This window comes from Shewanella morhuae, from assembly GCF_003028295.1.
GTDB classification, from domain to species: Bacteria; Pseudomonadota; Gammaproteobacteria; order Enterobacterales; family Shewanellaceae; genus Shewanella; species Shewanella morhuae.
This window is the reverse complement of the sequence record NZ_PYSG01000002.1, coordinates 783236-804541: the sequence shown is the minus strand read 5'-3', so window position 1 is coordinate 804541 and position 21306 is coordinate 783236. Positions and strand designations below refer to the sequence as shown.

The following is a 21306-nucleotide window of genomic DNA, read 5'->3' as shown; positions in this document are numbered from 1 at the left end:
TGGCGGTGCGATATTATAATTATCCTCAAGGGAAGTGATTGCCCTTGCCAGCCGTCTTTTTGATTTAAAACGATAACTTATATTTCGATGGCCATCGCAGTTGCTTCGCCGCCGCCAATACATAACGAAGCCACGCCGCGCTTAAGGCCGCGGGCTTTTAATGCATAGATTAAGGTCACCAACAAACGTGAGCCCGAGCAACCAATCGGATGACCTAAGGCGCAGGCGCCGCCATTAACGTTAACTTTAGCGTTATCTAAGCCTAATTCAGATACGGCGAGCATAGTCACCATCGCGAAGGCTTCATTAATTTCAAATAAATCAACGTCATCCTTTGACCAGCCGACATTAGCCAGTAATTTTGTCATTGCGCCAACGGGCGCAGTGGTAAAGAGTGCAGGCTCTTGAGCGTGCGTGGTGTGGCCTTTAATGGTAGCTAACACAGTTAAACCTAAACGCTCAGCTTCGCCGCGCGAGGTCAACATAAGCGCCGCCGCACCATCGGAAATTGAGCTAGAGTTTGCTGCGGTAATGGTGCCATCTTGAGTAAAAGCTGGGCGCAACGTAGGGATTTTTTCAGGACGAGCATTACCGGGCTGTTCGTCGGTATCAATAGTCACATCACCACGACGATCACTGATGGTAACTGGCGAAATTTCGGCTTTAAAGGCTCCAGAGTTAATAGCAGCATTGGCTTTTTCTAACGAACTGAGAGCAAAAGCGTCCATCTGCTCGCGGGTGATGCCAAATTCATCGGCAGTTTTCTGGGCAAAGGTGCCCATAGCACCACCGGTGTAGGCATCTTCTAACCCATCTAAAAACATATGATCAAGCACTTTACCATGGCCCATACGCATGCCGCCGCGGGCTTTATCCAGCAAATACGGTGCTTGGCTCATACTCTCCATGCCACCAGCAATTACTACTTTTGCGCTGCCTGCTTTAATTAAATCGTGAGCTAACATCACCGTTTTCATGCCTGAACCACAAACTTTATTCACTGTTGTTGCGCCAACAGACAAAGGCAAACCTGCGCCTAAAGTCGCTTGACGCGCGGGTGCTTGGCCCAAACCTGCGGGTAATACGCAGCCCATCAAGACCTCATCAACATGTTCACCCGCCAATTGCGTATCTGCTAACAAGCCTTTAATAGCAGTCGCGGCTAATATGGGGGATGCAACGGATGATAAACTACCTTGAAACCCACCCATTGGGGTGCGTTTTGCGGCAACGATGACGATATCTTGATTTAACTGTTCAGTACTCATTGAAACTCCAACCGATAATGCCAAGCACGTCAAAACATGCTCATAGCGAATAAAATAATCACAATAAAACCACTCTGACGTTTACGCTAACGTAAAGCAAGTATTCCTTGGTCTAATATGCAGATTTTATCAGGTGAAAATGTCAGTAAGAATTTACAGTAAAGTGGGATTAAGAATAAGAAAGGACAAGTATCGATAAAGTAGTAAGAATGATGACTTAGCTATAAAAGTATGCGCAGTAATGGCTAATCCGTTTGGACTAAAAAGCGTTAAAATTCAAAATTAATGACAAAAAACCATCAAACTCACCCGCCATTATGCAGCAGAAATAACCTTACTTAGCACCATGACTTTCAGTAGATGATATCTAGGCTCGCATTAGTTATAAGATTAACCATTAGCAATAAACCACAACAAGCTGAGTGCATTAATCCCGAAGGAGGACTAAAGCACTCAGCGCAATAGCCTGACAAATTTAGTCTGATGCATAATGATTTAACGCGATTCCCACGGGGTCATCGCCGTCATATCGTTTAAGTCATAGGGGGTTAACTGGTAGACGTAATAGTTAAGCCAATTACTCACCAGTAAACTGCCGTGGCTATGCCAACGAGCAATCGCCTCAGCTTCAGGATTGTCATTGCGATAATAGTTTTGTGGTACATCGGGATTTAAGTTTTGGGCTAAGTCTCGATGATACTCATCATTTAACGTCGATTTTTGATACTCAGGATGACCCATCACAAACAAGTTGCGGTTATTACGGCTTAATACTAAATAAGCCCCTGCCTCATCGGATTCAGCTAATACTTGCAGCTGCGGATGTTGTTTAATGTCTTCAAGATTCATTTCAGCAAAACGGGAATGGGGCGCAAAAAACTCATCATCAAAACCGCGTAGCAATGGAAAATGCTGACAAGTACGACGATGTACAAATACGCCTGAACGCTTCTGTGGCAAAATTTGTCGATTTAAACCATAGAGATGATACAAACCCGCATGGGCTGCCCAACATAAAAACAGCACTGAGGTGACATGCTCTTGCGACCAGTCAATAATTTCACGTATATGATCCCAGTAGACCACGTCTTCAAAATCAATTTGCCCCAGCGGCGCGCCCGTAATGATCAACCCGTCATAGTTTTTGTGGCGCACGTCTTCAAAATCACGATAAAAGGTATTCATGTGATCAATCGAGGTATGTTTGGACTCTTTATCATGAATACGCAGTAAATCAACATCGACTTGCAGTGGCGTATTTCCCAGTAAACGCAATAACTGGGTTTCGGTCTCGATTTTGTTCGGCATCAAGTTCAACATCAGCACCTTCATCGGTCTGATATCTTGATTAGCCGCCCGAGTTTCGGACATCACAAAAATGTTTTCGGACTCTAATACCCCTGCCGCGGGCAGATGGTCTGGAATTCTAACCGGCATACAGCGCCTCTTCTGTTCGTAAATATCAACGGATTCGGCGCGTATGTTAGCTCACCTTTAGTGAGCTAATTAATCACCGACTTTTTCCAGCAGTATGGTCATAGGTTCAGTGGCGTTGAGGTCAATAGGATAAGCATGGGTGTTAATAAACAATAACTTATCACCGAGCATTATCCGTGCACCTATAGCATAACTGTGACCAGGTTGAAATTGATCACTGCCCATCGCAAAACTAAATGGCGCGGGAATCGCAGCCCCTTGTTGCACACGTTCAGCCATCACTATGGCTGGCACATCCATTTTTGAAACATCAAGCAGTTGCACTATAACCTTGGCATCGGCAGGCAGTGCAATGCGTTCGCGATATAAGGCCTGGCCCTTAATCTCAACGAGAGCATTGGGCGTTGCACAACCAGATAACACCCCCATGACGGCCATTAATACTAAGGCTGTTAATCTCAACGCACTTAAACGCAATCCTGTGTTCATTTTATTTCTCCTAATCATACATAAAGACTTCTAGATGTCCATACGCCCGAGCTATAAATCTTGTCTTGCCGCGTATATCTTTCTATCATAAGCCACCATTTCGTTGTCGAAAAACCTATGACTCAAGCAACTGCAATCATTGTGGGAGCTAGCTCACAATTAAGTCGTGAACTTGCAAAGCAATTGGCAGATCAACAGGTTGAATTAGCCTTATTCGCCCAAGATCCAGAATCACTTCACGATTTTGCCCTATCCTTGCCAACAAAAGTACAAGTATTTGCACTTCAAATTGAACAGCCTCAAGCAATTATTAATCAACTCGAATTCGTCTGGCAGAGACTTGGCGGCGCGCACTTAGTCTTAGTCAATACTGGTCTCAATAGCTATGATCCTGAGCTGCCTTGGTTACCTGAGCAAGATATTATCGATGTCAATGTGCGAGGCTTTGCCGCTATCTGTAATACGGCATTTAGACTATTTCGCGAGCAAGGTTATGGACAACTGGCGGCAATAAACTCGATAGCGGGTCTACGCGGTGGGCCAAGCGTGGCTTACCATGCCTCAAAGGCATTTGGACAGAATTATCTTGAGGGCCTAAGCATGCATGCACAGCGCCTCAAGTTACCAATTACTATTACCGATATTCAACTCGGTTTACTTGATAAAGCCGCAATGCAGCAAAGTGCAATGTGGCTTGCGCCATTACCACAGGTCGCAGCGCAAATTATCAAGGCGATGAAACAAGGTAAACGCCGCGTTTATGTGACTAAACGCTGGCGCCTTGTTGCTTGGCTTACCGTGTTATTACCCGAGTTTATCTACAACACGCGCCACTGGAAGGCTAAAAAACCAAAATAGTAAGCCGACAAATATCGTGTTAAAAGTGCAAAACGAAAAAGGAGCCCAAGGCTCCTTTTTTACGCTTATCTACTCAATAGATTAGAAAGTGTAACCTACGCTTACCATATACACCCAAGGGTCGATATCGGTTTCAATCTTCACTGGAGCCTCTGCTAAATTAAACTTCACGTCGGTACTAATTTGCATATACCACACTGATGCGTTAACTAACCAATTTTTACTTAATTGATAATCTAAGCCAACCTGCCCAGCAACACCCCAAGAATTACTCAAGCTAAGATCCGTTAAAGCGCCGTTTAAGTCATTGGTGAATTCACTATCATAAAAGTTAGTGTAATTAACACCAACGCCAATGTAAGGGCGTAGAGCAGATTGAGCATCACCAAAATAGTACTGAGCCACTAATGTAGGAGGCAGTTGCTTAGTGTCAGCAATTTTTCCTACGCCCTTTAAAGAAACATCATGGCTAAAAGGCGTTGCCGCTAATAATTCGATGCCCAGGTTATCAGTCAGCATATAGCCGAAGTTGAGCCCTAATTGAGTATTGTTGTTAATAATAAACTCACCGTTTCCAGCGACATCTTGGCTCGACTCATTCGGTGCCACCACAGCCCCCCCCGCACGAACAATAATATCGCCCGCTTGGTGAGCCGATACCGAAGCTGAAAAACCAATAGCGAGAAGAGAGGCAGCGACTACAGCAGATACAGTATTTTTACGCATCATCATACTCCATGTATATAACATAAATGATTGTTTGTGATTACATCCATAACGATTTGAGCTCACACTGCCAGAGAAATGACGTGGCTTTATTGATCCAAATCAAATGCGCGCACCAATACCTACTTAGGAGTATTTGCAGCGAGATACCGCTCACAAAACCTAAACATTTATCGACAATACTCCTTTAATTATCGTGAGTTAGCGCATATATGCGTAAATACAAATGTACATCTTTAGTTGTAGTTCGCTTAAGTGTCGTTAACATTTCAGCTACGTGCGTTCGCAGAATATTGAGCTAATTGGCGATGGGATTTAGCGGATAGTTAACGAGTAGAGCGGTGAGAGAGCCAAGTTAGATAACGACAGCGTAGGTTACGCTATCGGTAGGTTATGCTATCGAAAGTTAACTCATTAGTTTGAGTAAAGGATATTGACGTAACCAGCCCTTTGCAGACACTCTTTGCTCAAATATCAGTAAGCTACGTCGAGGGTTTGCACGCAAGGTAAGATTAAACAGTGCATAAAGACCAAAAGGTGCCACCAATTCATAAGATGTTGCACACTGGCTGGATAAGGACTGCTCAGCAGTAACCTGAGTATTTTTGTCGTACTCGCCAACATCAGAGACATAAATACCAATAGCAGTTTCAAACTCAGGCCAATAGGTCATAGCATCGGCACAGGAAGTATAAGCAGGGTCTTGATTTTTTAAGTGCATACGCGCTTGATTTTTCACCGACCAAGGTAAATCGGGCGCCAATTGTTTAAGGTAAGCTTCAATCGCAGCATCTCGCTCAGGGCGAATATCTAAGGGGCAAAAATAAATCAGATCAATATCGTTAAGCGGGCTCAACTCAAATCCGTGTAAACGATCCCATACCAAATTACGCACAAATCCAGCCGCAATACACCACTGTGGTATGGGATATTGTTTGGCGCACCGTTGAACAATATCAAGCGCCCTCACCCGCTCGTTGTCTTGGCTTATCCACTCCAGTAATCGTGAACGCAACTCAAGCTCTGTTTTTGTTAAAGATGCCAAGTTCACATCAGAATGACTCTGCGCCACCTTAACTGCCCAGCCATAAGTACTCAAATACGTTAAATAGCATCTGCTTGGCGCTCTGGCGCGGCATCGGCAAAGGCATCAAGCTGATTACATTCAGCCCATACACGCATAATATTGGGGTAAGGCGTTACGTCCACATTAAAACGCTGGGCGTTATATACCTGCGGCACTAAACACAAGTCGGCTAATGTCACTGTATTGCCAAAGCTGTAACGGCCGCTATGTCTGGCTAATAGGACTTCTAAGGCCGCAAAGCCACTCGCTACCCAGTGTTGATACCAAGTGTTTTTAGCCGCCTCATCAATACCTAAGGTTTGGGTTAAATATTGTAATACTCGCAGGTTATTTAACGGATGAATTTCACAGGCTATGGTTAGTGCCATTGCGCGCACGTGAGCACGCTCAAGCGCTGAGGCGGGCAATAATGGCGCTTGAGGATAGATTTCATCAAGATATTCAATAATGGCTAAAGATTGCGACAATGCCTCAGTATCTAGCTCATCGTCCACCACTAAGGTTGGCACTAATTCTAGGGGATTAAGGTCAATATATGGCGCTTGGTGTTGCTCACCACCATCACGTACCAGATGTACTGAGAACTGCTCGGCTGAAATTCCCTTAAGATTGAGCGCAATGCGAACACGATATGCAGCACTTGAGCGCCAATAACCATACAGTTTCATATTTTTATCTCCTTATCCATTGAACTTGCCAGCCAAACCATTTTATCAATAAACCTTGATATTTTAAGCTGGTTTGGCGATACATTAACGGGGCCATTTAGCCCCGTGAATGTTAATCGATGCTGGCAATAATCAATGCCGTGTTAAGCTTTATATTCAACCACTTTTTGATCGATACAACCAAAAATCGTGACATCGTTATCATCCAGCATTTCGATACGCACAGTGTCACCAAAACGCATAAATGGCGTCGTAGCTTTACCGTCAGCAATCACTTCTAACATGCGTTTTTCCGCTAAACAGCTCGAACCCGCGCTACGGTCATAATTAGAAATGGTGCCAGAACCAATAATTGCGCCAGCGCTCAATGGGCGAGTTTTGGCAACATGTGAAACGAGTTGACTGAAATTAAACGTCATATCAACGCCCGCATTAGGGCGGCCAAATAACTCACCGTTTAAGTAGGTGATTAACGGTAAATGCACTTTAGAATCTTCCCAGCGTGCGCCTAATTCATCGGGCGTTACCGCCACAGGCGAAAAACTGCTCGATGGCTTAGATTGGAAGAAACCAAAACCTTTCGCCAGCTCTCCTGGGATTAAATTACGCAGTGAGACATCATTCACGAGCATCAACAACTTAATATGTTGAGCCGCATTATCACTACTCACGCCCATAGGAACATCATCGGTAATTACCGCGATTTCAGACTCGAAATCGATACCCCAGTCTTCATTGGCCATTTCAATATCGGCTTTAGGGGCGATAAAACTATCGGAGCCCCCTTGGTACACTAAAGGATCTGTCCAGAAGGTTTCTGGCATTTCAGCGCCGCGAGCTTTACGCACTAACTCAACGTGGTTTACATAGGCGCTACCATCAGCCCATTGATAAGCACGAGGTAATGGCGATAAACACTTAGCTTCATCAAAAGCTTGGACATTATCAAACATACCTTCATTCAGCGCATCGTATAGTTCTTGTAATTGTGGCTTGAGTAAATCCCAACCATCGAGTAATTGCTGCATGGTGTGGGCAATGGCAGGCACGGCAACCGTTTTAGTCAGGTCACGACTCACTAACATTAACTGACCATCTCGGCGACCATTGTTATAACTTGCAAGTTTCATATTGGCTCCAGTACTTTTTTAGCTAGGCGTACAATTTTGGACTACGGGAAAACGCACTGCGCCACCCAACTTAAATTCGACGATTATCATTGACTCATGCTGAACGTTTTGGGCTAACAAAATGTCCGTAATTGTTTACGCTAACGTATTTGCTGCGCGTAGAAATACCCGATACCGGCGAAGATTCCTATAGCGTGAACAAAATCACATTCAAATCAATTATTTTACATTTTGTAAACTAATAATTACGCTTATAAACGCCTTACCGTTTTTCAATAGCTAGCCAACGGATATGCCTAAAAAGCCAGCTACTTAGTGGAACGATACGGTTACATTCAGCGATTAAATCACATCACTAACGACGTTTAGCTATCTGGTATTCACGCAGTTTATTGGCAATTGCGGTATGCGACACACCGAGCTTTTTAGCCAACTGGCGAGTACTTGGATACGCAGGATACAAACGACGTAACAAGTTACCCTCAAATTGCTTCATTGCATCATCGAGATTGCCTTCGAACTCATCATCAAAATAACCAAACCCTTCGGCATAAGAGGGAAGTTTTAGCTGCTCTACCGTCAATTCTGCCGAACCATCCCACATAGATACCGCTCTGAATACGGCATTTTTTAACTGGCGCACATTACCCGGCCAAGCATAAGTGAGTAAATGTTCACGGCACTGAGCCGAAATCCGCCTAACTGGACTCGATAATTGCTGGCTGTAATGTTCGAGGAACATTTCAGTCAATGGAATGATATCAATTTTACGCTCACGTAATGAGGGGATGTGGTAACTCAGCACATGGATGCGATAGTACAAATCTTCCCTAAACTCACCGGTTTGGCATAGCTCAGCGAGATTTTTTTGGGTCGAGCAGATAATACGCACATCTGCACGCACTTCGTCATCGCCACCTATGCGTCTGAAGCTGCCGTCTTGCAGTAAACGTAATAACTTAACTTGGGCAGCCTTTGACATTTCGGCCACTTCATCGAGGAATATCGTTCCCCCTTTGGCCTCTTCAAAAAAGCCACGTTTGATCACTTTACCTTGGCTGACATAACCAAATAATTCTTCTTCGGCGGCGCTGTCCGGTAAAGCCGCACAGTTAATAGCGATAAAGGGTTTTTCACGGCGCATACTGGCATCGTGGCTGGCTCTGGCCATGAGCTCTTTGCCAGTACCGGTTTCACCGGTGATCAATAAAGGCGCATCAAGCTGAGCCATCCGCTGCGCTTGCTTAAGCACCTCTTTCATTTTGTCACTGCTAGCTAATACATTCTCAAAGCCAGTCGTTTGATTCTGCAACGCATTGAACTGTTTACCGACTCGTGCGGGAGATTTGAGCGACACCACTGCCCCCACTAAAATGCTTTTTTCATCCTCATCGGGCAGATAAATGGGTAGCATTTCAGCCAAATATTCATTGGGACCAATTTGTACTCGTGCCGCTTGCGGTAACACTTGGCCTTCACTCAACCAACGGCTGAAGTTAAAGCCTTGTACCCAATGGTTGAGCGATTCTTCGAGCACCTCATGCTCGCCCATACCGATATTGAGCAAGGCAGACTCGTTAACAATACGAATACGGCCTTTGGCATCAATGGAGAACACGGAATCAGGTAAGGTTTTTAACAAGGTCTTGAGCGCGTAATGCTCTTGCTCTGAGGGCATAAACGAAACCGTGCGCACATCATGCACACTTTCCACCTTACGAATTTGCGGCATTAACGCACTTAAGGTTTCAAAACCAATTTCGGCAAATTGTAGGTATAAAAAACCTTGATTACTGGCATCAATGGCAATTAAATTAATACCATACTGTTCTAACACAACTAATATATCTTTCGCTAAACCCACGCGATCTTGACAGCTGACTTCCAAGCGCATAATGACTGATATTCCCATTTTTTGATTCGAATTTTGGGGAGAAACCGTGCAGAGCTATTTTTTACGCTCGCCAATAGAACGCATATTGGCTTAGAAAACCAGCTTTACGCAAACGTAAGCGGCAAATTAATAGCAGGGCGTGTATACGTTAAAAGGTTAAATCAAAAGTGGCAAGTCTAGTTTACAGTACGAGCGGAGTTGGAGTAACTAAATCAGCGCCGAAAAATACTTAACGAGCTGATTTAGTTATTTAAAAATATTAATCAAATAACTGGTCCGTCTTGGCGGCCATGATGAAATCGTTCTTATGTAGTCCTTTTATTGAGTGTGACCACCAAGTTACCGTCACTTTGCCCCACTCAGTAAAAATACCTGGATGATGAAATTCGGCTTCAGCCAAATCTGCCAGCTTATTGGTAAACACCATCGCCAGTTTAAAGTTTTTAAACTTATAGACTCGTTCAAGTTGCATTACGCCATCACGCACTTGTACGCCCCAATCTGGGATCATACGCACCAGTTCTGCCAACTCTTCATCGGTCACTTTCGGGGCATCGGCTTGGCACGCTTCACATTTCATATTCGATAACGCTGTCATACATACTCCTATTGGCAACATCAATAAGGTCAATCCGTTGCACTTTACGTATTACTGATTGAGTTACTCAACCATAAAAAATCAACTCAGTTCACTATATCGGCACTAAATCACTATCTGGCTAAATCACTATCTCGCTCACTTTAACTTTGGGTAAATATTTAGGGGCAAATAAGCCTAACTGGCGCGCCTTAGCCACATAACTCATGATGTCCATTTTGGCGATTTCATCTAGCATATCAATATGGTCAATAACATAATAAATCGGCTGCATGATATCGATACGGTAAGGAGTTCGTAGCACATCGAGTAAATCGAACGGTTGACGTTCTGCTACTGCACTTTCCATTGCATATAAGGTTTCACCGGGTGAACTTAAAATACCTCCACCATAAATACACAAAGGGCCGCCTTTAGGTTGTAGTAAACCAAATTCAACCGTAAACCAATACAAACGCGCCAGAAATACTCGCTCCTCCTTACTGGCATGCAAACCTAACTGGCCATACATATGCGAGAAATTAGCAAATGAAGGGTTAGTCAATAAAGGGCAATGGCCAAAAATCTCGTGAAAAATATCGGGCTCTTGTAGATAGTCAAATTCTTCCTTGCGACGAATAAACGTTGCCACTGGAAACTCTTTATTCGCGAGTAATTCAAAAAAACGGCCAAAGGAAATCAGTGCAGGCACCGCTGCTGTTTTCCAGCCAGTCGTTACTTGCAGTACTGCATCAATTTCAGCGAGTTGCGGAATACGATCCTTAGGCATAGCTAACGCATCAAGACCTTGCAGATATTCCTTGCAAGCTCGTCCGGGGAGATTCACCGCTTGACGGGCGTACAATTGGCTCCATATGTCATGCTCTGCTTGTGGGTATTGAATAAACCCAGTCTTATCGGCTGTGTGAGCGATGTACGCTGTTCCTTTCGTCATAGTCTTCACTTCATGGCTAACACTGATGGCTCCATAGTGATCTAAGCCTTGAATTTTGTTAACTCCCTCACACTTTATTGTTGATCCGCAGTTGTGGTAAAAACGTAAAGTAAGTATTACAAAAACATTAAAAACGCACTAAAAACACATATCAACCATGATGTATTAGATTCACTATGCTAACGTGGTTAAAATTCTGCATAAATTTACCGTTGAAATACCGAAAAAACCCTGATATTTCAGCGTTTGAGAATAGCTTTTCTGTGTAGGTCATTTACAATATTGGCCATTAATCGTATCTCTTTAATCTAAAAGGTTCGCAATGACACAACATCAAATTCGTAAAGCTGTTATTCCTGTCGCAGGCCTTGGCACTCGTATGCTTCCAGCGACTAAAGCCATTCCAAAAGAAATGTTACCTGTTGTCGATAAACCGTTGATCCAATATGTAGTAAGCGAAGCCATTGCCGCAGGAATTAAAGAAATTGTACTGGTGACCCATGCCAGTAAAAACTCTATCGAAAACCATTTCGATACCAGTTTCGAATTAGAAGCCCAACTTGAACGCCGCGTTAAGCGTCAGTTACTCGAAGCAGTACAATCTATTTGCCCTAAAGATGTCACTATCATCAGTGTGCGTCAGTCTCAAGCTAAAGGCTTAGGCCATGCGATTTTATGTGCAAAATCTGTGGTAGGTGATGCGCCATTTGCCGTATTACTGCCTGATGTGATTATCGATGAGTCGAGCTGCAATTTACGCACTGATAACTTAGCTGCCATGGTTTCCCTATTTGATCAAACCCAAGTGGGTCAAATCATGGTAGAAGGTGTGCCACATAATGTCGTCAACCAATATGGTATTGCCGATGTAAATGGCCATGATTTACAACCTGGTGAGTCAGAACCATTAGCCGAGCTCGTTGAAAAGCCATCTGTAGATGAAGCACCATCAAACTTAGCCGTTGTAGGCCGTTATGTGTTACCCGCCAGCATTTGGCCGCTACTGGCAAAAACACCAGCCGGTGCCGGTGATGAAATTCAATTAACCGATGCTATCGCCATGTTGATGAAGCAAGAAACCGTGAATGCTTATTATATGCAAGGTAAAAGTCACGATTGCGGTAACAAACAAGGCTACATGCGTGCCAACGTAGAATATGCTCTGCGCCATAGCGAAATTGGTGAAGACTTTGCACAATATTTAAAAACCGTCGTAAAGGGAATGAAGTAATGACGATTTTAGTGACTGGTGGGGCGGGTTATATTGGTACCCACACTGTAGTAGAACTGCTCAATGCAGGCAATAACGTGATTGTATTGGATAACTTGTCTAATTCAAGCATAGAAGCCTTACACAGAGTCGAGCGGATCACAGGTAAAACAGTCACTTTTTATCAAGGCGATATTCTCAATAAGGCTTTATTACAAAAAGTATTTAGCGACCATGCAATTGATTCGGTTATCCACTTTGCCGGATTAAAAGCTGTGGGTGAATCGGTTGCTAAACCACTCAAGTATTATGAGAATAACGTCACTGGTACCCTTATTCTCTGCCAAGTGATGGCAGAGAATAAGGTAAAAAATCTCGTTTTCAGCTCATCAGCTACCGTGTATGGCGATCCTGCAAGTTTACCTATCACCGAAGACTTCCCAACGGGGGCAACTAATCCCTATGGTCAGTCTAAGTTAATGGTTGAGCATATTCTTGCGGATGTACACAATGCCGATCCGAGCTGGAATATCGCACGTTTACGCTATTTTAATCCCGTTGGTGCCCATGCCAGTGGTTTAATCGGCGAAGACCCTAACGATATCCCGAATAACTTGATGCCATTTATTGCGCAAGTTGCCGTAGGTAAACGTACCGCCTTAAGTGTGTTTGGTGATGATTATCCGACTCACGATGGTACGGGTGTGCGTGACTATATCCATGTCGTCGATTTAGCTAATGGTCATTTAAAAGCACTCACCAAACTAGCGACAAAACCTGGTTTAGTCACGTATAACTTAGGTACGGGTATAGGTTATAGCGTGTTAGATATGGTCAAGGCTTTTGAAAAAGCCTGTGGTCGCACTATTGCTTACCAGATTGCGCCACGTCGTCCCGGTGATATTGCCGCTTGTTACGCCGATCCAACCCATGCAAGGGAAGATTTAGGCTGGCAAGCCACGCATACCTTAGAGGATATGGCCAATAGTAGTTGGCATTGGCAATCGACAAATCCCACAGGTTATAGCGGCTAATCCTATTAATGGCTTGTTGAAATATCTCACTAAGCCATTTCTTTATCTCTTTGCCTAAGAATACCGCTTGAAATGATCCATGGAGCAACATGACTCAAAGTATTAATCACAGTCGTCGCAGCCTCTTTAGTCGTCGTAAAAGTAACGCAATAAGGCCACCTTGGGTACGTGAGGATATCGAATTTACCGATATGTGTACTCGCTGCTCGGCTTGTATTACGGCCTGTGAAACCAAGATTATTATTAAAGGCGACGCTGGATTTCCAGAAGTGTCCTTCACTAACAATGAATGTACTTTTTGTACTCTGTGCGCCAAAAGCTGTCCTGAGAACATTTTTGATTTAACCCAACCCGCTTGGCATTATAAAGCCTATGTGCAAGAGACTTGTTTAACAAACCATGGGATCTGGTGCCAAAGTTGTAAGGATGCCTGCGAGCCCCGAGCCATCAACTTTGTATTCAGCATTGGCCAAGCTCCTAGCCCTCATATTGATGTTGATTTATGTAACGGTTGCGGTGCCTGTGTCGCGCCTTGCCCTAGCCAAGCCATACATATAAAACTGCCCACTGAATAAACCAATAATCCTAGCGGTGAGTAAAGCGTTACTAGGTTTGTTCTCTATTTTCGGCTATTATCGCGCGCCGATTGAACTGAGTTAATTTATGATGACCTTTATTAAAAAACTATTTTCCCCGACTCAAAAAAGTACCTCGTTGAGTTTTATTTCCCGTGGCACAAAACTCACGGGTAATATTGAATTAACCGGGGATGTACTTATCGGTGGCGATATTCAAGGTCAACTTCTGTCCCAAGCGAATGTCAGCATAGAGCAAGGCGGTACCATTCATGGCGAAGTAAAGTGTCAAGAATGTATTGTTGATGGATATTTTAAAGGTAGACTCATTTGTGAACGTTTAGTCATTCAACGTAATGGCGTTGTCGATGGCGAAGTCGCTAGCACTTCAATGCAAATCCTTGAAGGTGGCCAATTCATCGGTATGCGAATTAAAGAAGATGCGCCAACTATTTATTCCCATGCCATCGGCCACACACCTGCGATAGACTCACGTAACCTGCCTTTAGCACAAAGCGATGTAATAGAATCTCGCTAAATCTTTATCAGTACATCATTAATATATGCTCGCAATGCAAAGTGAGCATTTTTAAACGTTCATTGTGACCGCAAGCATGACTCACACTCCCAAGATTTCCCCCCATAACGTCCCCTTTCCCAATTAAAATCGTTAATAGATTGTTGCCTTATCAAGAAAGATCACAGTTTATCTGCAAAAGTCGTGTTAATTTACTGCCAAATTGGCATCTTATTTGACAGCAGTTCATTCAATGTAAGCTAAAAGTCCTCAAGGCAAATTTGTATGCCTAATAGTGACCTATAAGTAACAAACTTAACGCAGATAAAGAGACAGACACCCTGTAGCTACCCGCGCACAGTAATGACTATATGCAAACCAATACAAGGCTGAATACAAAATGAGTAATTTGTTATTAAAACAAATCTGTGAGCTCGATGTTTTTACCTTGCTTGTTTTTAAAAGTATTTTCGATACTGGGCATGCAAATAGCGCAGCTAAAGCACTGAATGTTTCTGCGCCAAAAATTAGCCGTTGTCTCAATGCATTACGTTTTACCTTTAACGATGAACTGTTCTACCGTCGTCAACAGGGACTCAAACCAACGCCATTAGCAGAAAGTCTTTATGTTGCTATATGCCAGTTTACTGAAGCGGTTCATCACCTTGAACAATCTGCAACACAAATACAAAACGCTTCGACTCACAGTGATCTCCCCTTGCACATTGCGGCCAGTAATGGGCTGCTAAGCTTTTTGGCACCGCAATTAAGCACTCCCGAAATCGCCCAAAAGTTAGGTAAAATATACTTACATAAGTGGCAGGAAAATAGCGCTGAATTGATCCATGCAGGTGTACTGGATTTTGGTATTACCCTAGAAAGTGCTGAAAATAAAGAATTAAGCTATACCAAACTTGGCTCAGTTAATGGCGTTTATATTGTAGCGGACAAACAACATCCGCTCTGGCAGATTGAGACCAACATAACCCTAGAGCACATTTGCCGCCACCCATTTCTATTTCAAGAATTCAAGGGTTTTAACAGTAAAATTGATCCTTTAGAATTATTTTGTCAACGCCAAGGTATCTTATTACCAGCAGTAGAAAAAGTGTTCGATAGAGAAGAATGGCATGCCCATTTATTAACCATGAAGAGCGTGGCCTTTTGCTCCACCATTGATATGCACACGGTAAAACATATGCCAGGATTACACCTAGAACGCCTTAGTGATACTGAGCTCAGTAGATTGCACGACACTATGATGGCACCCCATTATTACCTCATTCAAAAGCCAGTAATTCATCGGCGATACAGCCAAAACCAATGTGATCTGGTGGTGTGCTCCTTACTTGCCACATTAGATACAGAGTATTCGTGCGAGACGTAAGTTAAGCCAACTCATTAATACCAAGTCTATTAAACCTTGTTGACATTATTGATGTGAATCGATGCTAAACGGGTTTGTCGCGTTATGACTCAACGTCCAAAAAAGCACAATTTAATAGTCTTAAATACGACTCATACGCTAACTTTAGACAACTTTCTCCTATCACTTTCATATTAAAAATATTAAATCCACACTTAAGATATAGGCTATTTAAGTCTCGTTCATTTTACTTAACCGAAAATGAATTATCCCTAGACGTCTAAGTTGAAATATAACAATTGTGAAACCCACCATAAAAACAGAGCTTAATTTGAATATGTAAAATAGCAAAATTCAAATTTTGCAATTGCCATTCTCGGCGGTTAAATCACCGTTCACATAATAGATACAAACTTACAAAAACCACTTTATAAGTAGGTGAATACTCCTATATTGGTGGCACTGCACACGCAGTCTTATAGATAGAAAAAGGACGCGATGATGAAAAACTATAATAAATCTCTACTGGCGCTGGCTCTCGTCAGTAGCTTAAGTCTTACCGCCTGCGGGGACGGAAGTGATGGTGAAAATGGCACTCCCGGAACACCGGGTACGCCCGGCACTCCTGGAGCTCCCGGAATACCAGGAACCCCTGCGGGATCCTTTGCAACAACAGCGCAATCCATCACAGATCTTTCATTCACTTTAAGCCCCGCCGACATTAAAGTAACCAGTAGTGAAGGTTTTAGTATTAAATTTATGCTTACCGGTAAAAATGCAAATAAAGATGTCCCCTTCACCGGACTAAACAAGATTGCTATTTATTCATTAACGGCTAATGAAAATACTTCAGGAACTGGCGCACCTATTCAATGGCAAAATAATGTCACTGCAAATGCGGCAGGTAGTTCATTTACTTGTACTTTAGATGGCCTTGACGCGACTAAAAATGCTTGTACGTTAACCGAAGATATTGCAACACCAGGCACTTATACTGCAACTTGGACACATGAAGGCGCTGCGCCCATTATCAATCCAAATGATAATCCCAATGCAGTACACAGAATATTTTTACGGGCTTATAACATCGCCGATAGCACTGGTGTCGTCCTATCTGACAAGATTTTATCAGTGCCCGTTGACTTCATTCCAGCCACTGACGAACTGGCGACATCAGGTAAAGATACCGTGAGTGATGCAGCCTGTGAAAAATGTCACGGTGAAGCGAATGGTCATATCGCCAATATTTCTGCGCACCATAACTACCAAGGTGTTAAAAACTGTGTCACCTGCCATAACCCAGATCAACTACCAAGCGATGCTGATTTAGCTGCAGGTTTAATATTTGACTTTGCGCCCATGATTCACAGGATCCACTCAGGTGCAGAAAACGCAGCAAACTTTGATGTTAGTAATAAAACAGCGAAAGAATGGAGCGAGATTGGCTTTCCATCTGCGCTGAAAGAATGTACCGCTTGCCACACGACAGACCAACCAAGCTATAACACCATTTATGCTCAAGCTTGTGTAGGCTGCCATATGACAGTCAACTTTGCGACTGGTGAAAACCACTCAGAATTTGCCCTAGCCCAAGCGGATGATACTCAATGTAACTCTTGCCACGGCAGCGGAAACCTGTCACCTGCTGTGGTTCACAGCGTGGGTAAACGTGCAGAGTATGCATCTTTATTTAAAATTGATTTTACCAGCGCCACAACAGTGCCTTCTGCAACGCTGGGCATGAAAACACTTACCATAAAAGCCAACGTTAGTTTAAATGGTGCGCCAATTGCTGATGGCACATCACTAACAACTTACGATGTAACCAGTAATCCTACGGCTATGTTCGTCACCAACGGCCTGCTGATTGGCAATGTAACTGCTGATGGCACTGTGTACTCATGGGGATTTACTCAACCTACAATCAGCATAAAACTCAATAACGGTACGCTTGCTGGCGGTGTGCTCACTATTGTAAAAGATATTCCTGATGCACAAGCGACGGGCACTATCTATCTAGGTTCAGAAGCTAATTTCTGTGCTAAAGCAGGTAAAGTGGTTAGTTGTAATACTGCGGGGATAGAGTTTGGTCCAACGAGCCCTATCGGTAATGATGCAGCAGTTAAATTCTATAGCCTTGATAGTGGCGCAGTCACTAAAGCACGCATGACAGATCCCACTCGCATCACTGTCGAAGAAGCCAAATGTAATGCTTGCCATGGCACTTTAGATTACGCCAAAGGTCCAAAACACGGTACTTATACCTTTGACCAATGTATGCACTGCCATAATGACACCACGGGAGGTTCTTATCATTCAGCTACAGGTTACAAAGGTGAGGACGGTGTTTTAGTTAGCGATCCTAACGTTACGTTTAAAAATAGAGACTTATTCACTGTGTCTCACCGTTTCCACAGCGGTAATTTTGGTGAAGTCGAAGGGATTTTCCGCGATGCGACAGGTGGCTTGGTTGGTTATCCCGCGCCAGAAACAGATTGTGCGATTTGTCATAAAGACAATGCTAAACTGTTTGCAACTGACGGTGGCCTAACCTCAGGCAAGCGTTCAATCAAAGTTGGTAACTACTACATTAGCCCAGTTGCCGAGTCATGCCGTACTTGTCACGCTCACTCTGATGCGGCGGCTGTCGCTCACTTTAGAAGTAACGGCGCGGTCGTTGAAGCCGATGCAATGACAGATCCTAACCTACCAGTAGAATCTTGCGCGACCTGTCATGCTGAAGGTAAAACCTATGGCGTAGATAAGGTACACGCAGAGGTAGCACACTAGTACCTTAGGGCTGCCCTGCACAGCCCCAATTTCATCTCTGCAACTCATTGGGGGCCTTTGGTCCCCTTTTTTATTGTCGATAAATTTCAGATGAATATTCAAATCAGTGCGGTAAAAACTTAGTCTGCTAAGCGATGGTATTGCGCGATACGTTGCCTAAGTAACGTGATAAAGTCCTTAGGTTCTCTATCTAAACTGTCTTGGGGAATATACAAGTGATAACCCAAACGCGTATCTAACATCACGCAGCGATGACCAAACATCGCCAACACGCCACGATAACGGTCGCCTTCTATCACTAACGGACCAAACTCAGCGCCAAGGTAGGTTTCCAAGGTCGCTAAGTCTTCATCTTGAGAGGCTGCTGTCACCAGTAAAGGCCGTTGCTCGGTTAATAAGCCCGTCGCTAGACGCAGGGAAATATTATCGAGAATAGGATTTAAGTGCTTCAGTTTAATGCCTAAATAGGATAATTCTATCGTATCTAAGCCATTGGTTACCCGCGGGATATCGACCCGCTGAATATTATCCCAAGCGATGGACACTTTGCCGCGGCGATGAAAATAAGTCAGCCCTTTCTCATCTAATGCTAACGTTGTTTCTGGCTCATAAACTTTGGCTAAACCAAGAATTAATGCAATGGCGCCAAAACTAAAAAAAACTAACCCCACAGCAAACAGGGCTGGCATTGAGATAAATAGCCAAAACCCCAGCACAAGACCTATCCCACCCAACCAAGTTAAGGTTAAACCATTTCGTTTTGATAAAGGCCGTACTGACACCACTTCGGACTCAATTGTCATTATTATTCCTGTTAACACTTAATATATTCATAGCCAAGTTCGCAAACTATCACCTTTAACTTAACGTTTTTAGCCATAACCACAAGCGGCCGATATATTCATGAATCGCCCGCTGAGACGCCACTAAATTATCAGCGCTTAAACGCCAGCCAAAATCAGCCCGCCCAATAAAATCTGTTGGCGCGGCATCAGCATATAAACCTTTAGCAGCGAAAATAGTCATGGCCCTTGGCATATGCGTCGCCGAGGTGACTAAACGAAAAGAGACTTGGCCTAACGTCGATTGCAAATATTGCGCTTCTTCTAGGGTATCTCGCGCCAGTGGAAATTGGATAATTCGATGTTTATCCACACCCAACTCAATCGCAGCATTCGCCATCATTTCAGCGTGGGAAATATGGGTAAGTTCGCCGCCCCAACCGCTAACAATCAATTGACATTCTTGACCTAAGTTAAGTTGCCGTATCCCTTCTGTAAGCCTTGCAAGCGCCACAGTCGATAAAGATTGCACCGCAGTCGCGCCTTGAATATCAGAATGCGCTGAGCCTAAAACCATCACAAAACAAGGGCCAGTAATGGTGGTAGAATTGATAGGGTAAACAGATTCTAATGGCCGCACTAGGGTATTGACACTTAGTTGACTGCTTAAAAAAAACAACAGCAAGAAGGCGCATGTAACTAAGTATTTCGCCATACTCCGGCGGCGCCATACTAAAAAAGAAAGCAGTAAAAGCAATAGGATAAAGGGAATAGGCATCATCCCCTGTGAAACAACTTTCTTAACCCAAAACATGATGTTCATGCCAAACAACCCAAAAGAGCGCAATCATAGCATCAAAATACGGCGAAACGCATCGCAGATAACATTAGCCCAGCGTTTCGCTGGGCTAATGTTTACCAAACGCATAGGCCATTAAACATTGATTTCAAAGCCTAATAAACTCACTCAATGAGTACATATATCCAAGCGAAGATTACTTTTCCCACAACCAAGCGGCGCCGCGCACACCCGATGAGCAACCGTAAAGATTTTGTAGCACAGGTGTATGGCACTCACTCCCCAAAACATAATGGGCCAGTAATGCCGGTAACCTTGGATAAATTGCCGCAACATTAGACATACCGCCGCCTAGGACTATAGCATCGGGGTCAAGCATATTGATCACATGGGCGAGTGAGCGGGCAAGCCTATCGATATAACGCTCAAACGCAGCGAGTGCAATAGCATCGGCCTCATCGACTAATAACATAATATCGACACCTGATTTTGCAGCAGCGCGCAATGTACCTGATGCTGCCAACGCCACATTGTAATCACGCACAAAGCCAGCGCCTGAAATAAAAGTCTCGATACAATCAGGGTTACCACAAAAACAACGGGTGGTATTAAATTCCTCCTTCGTCATCCAAGGCAGAGGATTATGGCCCCATTCACCGCCGATACCATTACCACCGCCGTGCACTTTGCCGTTAATTGCCACGCCAGCGCCGCAACCAGTACCGATAATCACGCCAAATACCACAGATTTACCTGCAGCAGCACCATCCATCGCCTCTGATACCGCAAAACAGTTTGCATCATTGGCAACCCGCACTTCGCGCTGCAACATTTCACCTAAATGCACGTTGAGGGGATGGCCATTAATCCACGTTGAGTTAGCATTTTTGACTAAACCTGAATAGGGCGATATCACACCAGGAATGCCCACGCCAACAGTGCCTTTTTCGCCGAGTGTGGTTTCTGCTTCTTCAACCAAATCAACCACGGCAGCAAGTGTGCCTCGATAGTCGCGCGGCGTAGTCACACGTTTGCGAAATAGCTCATTGCCTTCATCACTCAGTGCGACTAATTCTATTTTTGTTCCACCTAAATCGACGCCTATTCGCATCATGAATTACGACTCCAATGTTTAGCACGCCAT

The 21306-nt window shown here is 43.9% G+C and carries 20 protein-coding genes; 7 read left to right on the top strand and 13 right to left on the bottom strand.

Annotated features, from left to right (window positions below; translation table 11 throughout):
- Positions 1–77: 77 nt before the first annotated feature.
- The 3 genes from C9I43_RS04005 to C9I43_RS03995 form a co-directional block, all read right to left on the bottom strand.
- The gene (locus tag C9I43_RS04005) at positions 78–1268 is read right to left on the bottom strand and encodes a thiolase family protein (protein ID WP_107882258.1); all 1191 of its coding nucleotides are present in this window, start codon (positions 1266–1268) and stop codon (positions 78–80) included.
- Positions 1269–1763: 495 nt separating this feature from the next.
- Complete coding sequence (gene metA / locus C9I43_RS04000) at positions 1764–2705, bottom strand: homoserine O-acetyltransferase MetA (protein WP_076496752.1); 942 nt, start codon at positions 2703–2705, stop codon at positions 1764–1766.
- Between the two features lie 69 nt (positions 2706–2774).
- Positions 2775–3194, bottom strand: coding sequence for a YbaY family lipoprotein (locus tag C9I43_RS03995; protein ID WP_107882256.1), 420 nt, complete (start codon positions 3192–3194; stop codon positions 2775–2777).
- 117 nt (positions 3195–3311) lie between these two features.
- Here C9I43_RS03995 and C9I43_RS03990 point away from each other — a divergent pair, with 117 nt between their 5' ends.
- Positions 3312–4052, top strand: a complete 741-nt coding sequence (locus C9I43_RS03990) for an SDR family NAD(P)-dependent oxidoreductase (RefSeq protein WP_107882254.1) — start codon at positions 3312–3314, stop codon at positions 4050–4052.
- Positions 4053–4133: 81 nt separating this feature from the next.
- Here C9I43_RS03990 and ompW read toward each other — a convergent pair whose 3' ends face one another.
- The 7 genes from ompW to phhA all read right to left on the bottom strand — a co-directional run bounded on the left by ompW (position 4134) and on the right by phhA (position 11089).
- Complete coding sequence (gene ompW / locus C9I43_RS03985; protein ID WP_181317906.1) at positions 4134–4781, bottom strand: outer membrane protein OmpW; 648 nt, start codon at positions 4779–4781, stop codon at positions 4134–4136.
- A gap of 403 nt (positions 4782–5184) precedes the next feature.
- Complete coding sequence (locus tag C9I43_RS03980) at positions 5185–5850, bottom strand: nucleotidyltransferase family protein (RefSeq protein ID WP_107882250.1); 666 nt, start codon at positions 5848–5850, stop codon at positions 5185–5187.
- A 32-nt stretch (positions 5851–5882) separates the two neighbouring features.
- Complete coding sequence (gene maiA / locus C9I43_RS03975) at positions 5883–6533, bottom strand: maleylacetoacetate isomerase (RefSeq protein ID WP_107882248.1); 651 nt, start codon at positions 6531–6533, stop codon at positions 5883–5885.
- 143 nt (positions 6534–6676) lie between these two features.
- Positions 6677–7663 (bottom strand): fumarylacetoacetate hydrolase family protein, encoded by a 987-nt coding sequence (locus C9I43_RS03970; RefSeq protein WP_107882246.1) that lies wholly within the window; start codon positions 7661–7663, stop codon positions 6677–6679.
- Between the two features lie 355 nt (positions 7664–8018).
- Positions 8019–9557, bottom strand: coding sequence for a transcriptional regulator TyrR (gene tyrR, locus C9I43_RS03965; RefSeq protein ID WP_107882244.1), 1539 nt, complete (start codon positions 9555–9557; stop codon positions 8019–8021).
- Between the two features lie 259 nt (positions 9558–9816).
- The gene (locus C9I43_RS03960; RefSeq protein WP_076496760.1) at positions 9817–10155 is read right to left on the bottom strand and encodes a 4a-hydroxytetrahydrobiopterin dehydratase; all 339 of its coding nucleotides are present in this window, start codon (positions 10153–10155) and stop codon (positions 9817–9819) included.
- 121 nt (positions 10156–10276) lie between these two features.
- Positions 10277–11089 (bottom strand): phenylalanine 4-monooxygenase, encoded by an 813-nt coding sequence (gene phhA, locus C9I43_RS03955; RefSeq protein WP_107882242.1) that lies wholly within the window; start codon positions 11087–11089, stop codon positions 10277–10279.
- Positions 11090–11411: 322 nt separating this feature from the next.
- Here phhA and galU point away from each other — a divergent pair, with 322 nt between their 5' ends.
- The 6 genes from galU to C9I43_RS03925 all read left to right on the top strand — a co-directional run bounded on the left by galU (position 11412) and on the right by C9I43_RS03925 (position 18581).
- On the top strand, positions 11412–12320 hold the full coding sequence (galU, locus tag C9I43_RS03950; RefSeq protein ID WP_076496762.1) for a UTP--glucose-1-phosphate uridylyltransferase GalU: 909 nt from the start codon (positions 11412–11414) through the stop codon (positions 12318–12320).
- On the top strand, positions 12320–13333 hold the full coding sequence (galE, locus tag C9I43_RS03945) for a UDP-glucose 4-epimerase GalE (RefSeq protein WP_107882240.1): 1014 nt from the start codon (positions 12320–12322) through the stop codon (positions 13331–13333). The genes galU and galE overlap by 1 nt, the downstream gene beginning before the upstream one ends.
- 89 nt (positions 13334–13422) lie before the next feature.
- Positions 13423–13908 (top strand): ferredoxin-type protein NapF, encoded by a 486-nt coding sequence (napF, locus tag C9I43_RS03940; RefSeq protein WP_107882238.1) that lies wholly within the window; start codon positions 13423–13425, stop codon positions 13906–13908.
- Between the two features lie 88 nt (positions 13909–13996).
- On the top strand, positions 13997–14446 hold the full coding sequence (locus C9I43_RS03935) for a bactofilin family protein (protein ID WP_076496765.1): 450 nt from the start codon (positions 13997–13999) through the stop codon (positions 14444–14446).
- Positions 14447–14825: 379 nt separating this feature from the next.
- Positions 14826–15812: a LysR family transcriptional regulator gene (locus C9I43_RS03930; protein WP_107882236.1), complete on the top strand. Its 987-nt coding sequence runs from the start codon at positions 14826–14828 to the stop codon at positions 15810–15812.
- Between the two features lie 477 nt (positions 15813–16289).
- On the top strand, positions 16290–18581 hold the full coding sequence (locus C9I43_RS03925; RefSeq protein ID WP_107882234.1) for an OmcA/MtrC family decaheme c-type cytochrome: 2292 nt from the start codon (positions 16290–16292) through the stop codon (positions 18579–18581).
- A gap of 119 nt (positions 18582–18700) precedes the next feature.
- Here C9I43_RS03925 and C9I43_RS03920 read toward each other — a convergent pair whose 3' ends face one another.
- The 3 genes from C9I43_RS03920 to mak all read right to left on the bottom strand — a co-directional run bounded on the left by C9I43_RS03920 (position 18701) and on the right by mak (position 21276).
- Positions 18701–19384, bottom strand: coding sequence for a DUF2982 domain-containing protein (locus C9I43_RS03920; RefSeq protein ID WP_076496768.1), 684 nt, complete (start codon positions 19382–19384; stop codon positions 18701–18703).
- 55 nt (positions 19385–19439) lie between these two features.
- Positions 19440–20141, bottom strand: coding sequence for a YdcF family protein (locus tag C9I43_RS03915; RefSeq protein ID WP_107884025.1), 702 nt, complete (start codon positions 20139–20141; stop codon positions 19440–19442).
- 217 nt (positions 20142–20358) lie between these two features.
- A complete protein-coding gene (gene mak, locus C9I43_RS03910) occupies positions 20359–21276 on the bottom strand; it encodes a fructokinase (RefSeq protein ID WP_107882232.1) in 918 nt (305 codons plus the stop codon).
- Between the last annotated feature and the right edge of the window lie 30 nt (positions 21277–21306).